General features: G+C 57.2%; 2 protein-coding genes and 1 pseudogene. All 3 read left to right on the top strand.

Translation table 11 applies throughout. The annotated features are described in order from the left end of the window. A partial coding sequence (locus AQR02_RS25510; RefSeq protein WP_148449207.1) for an HAD-IC family P-type ATPase occupies positions 1-926 on the top strand: 926 nt, incomplete at its 5' end. 28 nt (positions 927-954) lie between these two features. Further along, positions 955-1,733, top strand: a pseudogene (gene nfsA, locus AQR02_RS25505) (oxygen-insensitive NADPH nitroreductase). A 606-nt stretch (positions 1,734-2,339) separates the two neighbouring features. Continuing rightward, positions 2,340-3,251, top strand: a complete 912-nt coding sequence (locus AQR02_RS25495) for an ABC transporter ATP-binding protein (protein ID WP_054943182.1) — start codon at positions 2,340-2,342, stop codon at positions 3,249-3,251. The last annotated feature ends 57 nt before the right edge of the window (positions 3,252-3,308 follow it).

Raw genomic sequence — 3,308 nt, 5'->3', positions numbered from 1 at the left:
CTGTGACCAGCGGCAAACCGGTGCTCACAGATATTATTACTACTACCGGAATCCCGGTCCACGGCAAAGTGCTGGCTGAGAACCGCCTGCTCTCCATTACGGCCGCAGCAGAGAAGCTGTCGGAGCATCCGCTGGCGGATGCCATCGTAGCCGCTGCTGCCGCGCGGACCCTTGAGCTGCCGGTAGCGGAGCAGTTTCAGGCCGTGCCGGGCAGAGGAATCTTCGCGGTGGTTGACGGGATGGCGGTGCAGGTCGGGACGCGCCGGATGATGGAGGAGAGCGGTGCGGAGACCGGGCAATGGACACCACTAATGAAGCAGCTGGAGCAGGAGGGAAAAACCGCGATGCTGGTATCGGTGGATGGAGACATCGCGGGAATCGTGGCGGTGGCCGATACGATCAAGGAGACCTCGAAGGCGGCTGTGGCAAGACTGCATGAAATGGGTATTGAAGTGGTGATGATCACCGGCGACAACAAACTGACTGCCGAAGCGATTGCTAAGCAGGCGGGTATACGCACCGTGCTGGCTGAGGTGTTGCCGGAAGGCAAAGCGGCCGAAATCCGCCGGCTGCAAAGCGGCGGCAACAAGGTGGCCATGGTCGGTGACGGGATCAATGATGCACCGGCGCTCGCCACGGCAGATACCGGGATGGCGATCGGTACTGGAACCGATGTGGCCATGGAAGCGGCGGATATCACCCTCATGCGGGGGGACCTGATGAGCATCCCCGATGCGATTCTGATGAGCCGCAGAACCATGAGCAATATTAAGCAGAATTTGTTCTGGGCGCTGGCTTACAATACAATTGGGATACCGATTGCTGCGCTGGGCTTCCTGGCCCCATGGCTTGCCGGGGCTGCGATGGCATTCAGCTCCGTATCGGTTGTACTCAACGCGCTGCGGCTGCAGCGGGTAAAGCTGTAACCAAAGGCCGTACTAAGGAGCGATAAACATGAGTGAAGAGCAACGATTGGCCGGGGGCAGTGTCGGTAATGATACACTCTCTCTATTAATGAAGCATGCCTCCGTGCGCCAGTTCCTGGATACGCCCGTGAGCGGAGAGCAGCTGGCGGCTATTATCGGGGCGGCACAGATGGCCTCCACCTCCAGTAATGTTCAGGCCTATAGTGTCATTGCAGTTACGAATCCCGATCTTAAGGCACAGCTCTCCGGTTACTCGGGCAACCAGGCTTATATTGAGCAGTGTCCGGTGTTTCTGGTCTGGTGCGCTGATCTATACCGGCTGCACGAAACAGCGGGACCGCATCTGGGAGATATCCCTACTTACGAGGACACCACGGAGAATCTGATTGTGGCCACTGTTGACGTTGCCCTTGCCGCACAGAATGCGGCCATTGCGGCTGAATCACTGGGCCTCGGGATTGTCTATATCGGCGGTATCCGCAATAACAGCGCAGCAGTGTCCGAGCTGCTGGGCCTCCCGGAGCTGGTCTATCCTGTATTCGGCATGTGCCTGGGAACTCCCGCCGGAGCGTCCGGCCTGCGTCCGCGGCTGCCGCTGGCGGCCGTGCTGCACCATAACGGCTACGATAAGGAGCAGACCAAGGAACAGGTCAAGCTGTATGACAAGGTATCCAGCAGTATATGCTGGAGCGGACCGGCGGGCAGAGCGATATCCCTTGGTCGGCGATGATGGCGAAGCGGCTTGCCGAGCCTGCGCGGCTGCATTTGAAGGAGTTTCTGCTGGATAAGGGATTTATGAAGCGGTAATTGCAGCTCGGGGCTGCCTTGCTTTTTTATGGGGGGAGGCGTAGGAGGGTATGCCCGACGCCTCATGCCGGGAAAAGCAAGAAATGCGGGGGTTACCCCATTTGCAGATTCCTAAGTAGAAGAGCATATATATAGCGCAACTTGTAAACAACACAGGCAAGCATGGCTTATCCGGAACCGGGAAGCCGTGCTTGTTTTTTTGCTTTTTTGTTGGCCGATGCTGCCGCAGACGCGGACGTCTTCGGTGAATGGACAGTGTTTGCGGCATTGCCCTGTGCTGCCCCACAAGGAGGTGACTCCAGTAAGGGGGATTCTGCTGATTCCCGGGAGGCGCCCGATTTCCACGAGAACAAAGGTAAAAATCCCGTTGATTCCGGGTAAGCGTCCGTTTTCCGTGAGAACAAAGGGAAAAATCCCGTTGAATCCGGGAAAGTGCCCGCTTTCCGCGAGAACAAAGGTAAAAATCCCGTTGATTTCCGCGGAACGCGCTTTTTCCTCCCGGAGGTGACAACTGTCAGTTTGAAGAAATGACAGTCCTTACTAATGTCATATCGCCGCTCCGTATATCATTGGGATATGAAGATTAAGGACGCGGGGGGAACGGATATGGAGCATGTAATTGAGATGGAGCAGGTCAGTAAAGTATTTCACGGCAAAAGAGCTGTCGACGGTATCAGCTTCACCATCGGCAAGGGCTCGGTTACGGCAATTCTTGGGCCCAACGGAGCGGGCAAAACTACGATGCTGTCGATGCTGCTGGGCTTGACCGAACCTACGGAAGGGCGGGTCCGTGTATTCGGCTTACCGCCCAAGCATGGCGCGGTCCGGGAGAGAAGCGGAGCGATGCTGCAGGAGGTAAGCGTTATGGACCGGCTCAAGGTACATGAGATTATTTCGCTGATCCGCAGCTACTATCCGCAGCCGCTGGAAGAAGAGGCGCTGTATGCAGCCACAGGGCTCGAAGCGGCTGATCTGATGCGGTATGCCGAGAAGCTGTCAGGCGGGCAGAAGCGCAGCCTTGGCTTTGCCTTGGCACTGGCAGGCAATCCTGATCTGCTGTTTCTGGATGAGCCGACGGTAGGGCTGGACACGACAGCACGGCGGCGGTTCTGGGAGACGGTACGCGGACTGGCCGCGCAGGGTAAGACCATTCTGTTCACCACGCACTATCTGCAGGAGGCTGAGGATATTGCCGACCGGATTCTGCTGTTCAGCAGGGGGACGCTGGTCGCAGACGGAAGCCCTGAGGAGATTAAATCGCGGCTGGTGCAGCGTTCATTGTCTTTTCTGCCGGCGGGAGATGCCGGGGAGCTGAGCCGGCAGCTTGAGCGGCTGGCGGTGATTAAGGGGATCAGCGACAGGGACGGCCGGATTCATGTGACAACAGACAATACGGACGAAGCGCTAAGGGCTATTTTTACCGGCGGATTTGCGGTGAAGGATGTGCGGATAGATCAGGGAAGGCTCGATGCAGCTTTTGAACAATTAACCTTGGAACCGGAGGCGGTACAGTCATGAAAATGAAATTAATGATGAACCAATGCAAGGCGGAGCTGCTGCGGATTCTGCGCAATC

This window comes from Paenibacillus ihuae (genome assembly GCF_001368795.1).
In the GTDB taxonomy this organism is placed as follows: domain Bacteria; phylum Bacillota; class Bacilli; order Paenibacillales; family Paenibacillaceae; genus Paenibacillus_AQ; species Paenibacillus_AQ ihuae.
The sequence above is the reverse complement of the archived record's forward strand: the minus strand, read 5'-3'. Positions and strand labels throughout refer to the sequence as shown.

Excerpts from the sequence above, each read along its gene's own strand:
- AQR02_RS25495 (WP_054943182.1), top strand. The coding sequence starts at position 2,340 with ATGGAGCATGTAATTGAGATGGAGCAGGTCAGTAAAGTATTTCACGGC.